The organism is Vibrio sp. 10N.222.48.A3 (genome assembly GCF_041475345.1).
Lineage (GTDB): Bacteria > Pseudomonadota > Gammaproteobacteria > Enterobacterales > Vibrionaceae > Vibrio > Vibrio tasmaniensis_A.
Map to the genome: position 1 here is coordinate 1,100 of NZ_JBFRVX010001284.1, position 1,149 is coordinate 2,248.

Annotated in this window: 1 protein-coding gene; it reads right to left on the bottom strand. The window is 42.2% G+C overall.

Annotated features, from left to right (window positions below; translation table 11 throughout):
* On the bottom strand, positions 1–695 hold a 695-nt coding region (gene agaR, locus AB4653_RS25715; protein ID WP_372105644.1), incomplete at its 3' end, for a transcriptional repressor AgaR.
* Between the last annotated feature and the right edge of the window lie 454 nt (positions 696–1,149).

A 1,149-nucleotide genomic window follows, 5' to 3' on the forward strand; every position in this document is an offset into this window, starting at 1 on the left:
GTGATTAGCATGTTGATCTGCTCAGGACTAGCAATCAGACAAAAGCTATGGCGATCAAACTTCGATGAGTCTGTCACTGCAATCACAGTTTGTGCTGCTTCAAGCATTTTTCGATTGATGTTTGCTTCACCTTGATGAGGAGTTGTAATGCCAGATGTCTTGTCAAAACCATCAACCCCTAAGAACAATTTGTTGAATCGAAAAACCGTCAAAAAGTCCTCGCCGCCTGTCCCATGTACCGAGTAAGAATTGTCACGCATAGTTCCCCCCGTGACCATAACTGATACATTACTTTGATTAGCAAGATGGTAAGCGATGTTAATACCGTTAGTCATAACAACCAAATCTTGCTTCCCTTCCAGATGATAAGCAATTTGCTCTGTAGTCGAGCCTGAATCAAGAATGACTTTGTCACCGTCTACAATCAGTGATGCTGCATACTCTCCTAGCTTCGCTTTAGTATTGTTGTTGAGCTGCTTTTTATCATTGAGTGGTCGCTCAAAGGCAAACTGATTATTGAGCACAGCACCGCCATAACACCTTTTTAAACAGCCTTTCTTTTCTAGATAGTTAAGGTCATTGCGAATCGTAACCTCTGAAACATTGTACAGTTCCGAAAAATGGTTAACTTCACCTTTTTGGTGAGTTTGAATGTAGTGAAGGATCTCTTCACGTCTTTGAGCCGAGGTGGTCATAGGGGAACGTTCCGACAAGTAATCATTTGCTCTAACTAATTTCAACAGAGCACCATAACAAGCACCTTACTCCATGATGTAATGCGGTGTCACCCGACAAGTTAGCTAGTGACACCCTTCTTTCAGGCATTTCATGATAGTTCTTCACGTCTCGTTGCCGTGTGACTTAAATCGTCGACGGCCGCTGCCGATTGAAAACCCATAACTTCGTGAAGCAAGCAACGGGAGAAACACTGAACACTTTAAGCCGCTCTTGATTTGCCGATACGTGTAATTACATTCGGCTAATCTAGAAGTAGGGCGCAAGTACGCTTCAGGCACAATAAATGACAATAGAGACATCGTATTTTTTCAATGAATCATACGACTTATACCTAGACCTAAAAGGACCGAGCTGCGTCTTAAATCAGCCTTTGAAAAACTATTTTCGCCAATAAAAACCGAATCAAAACCG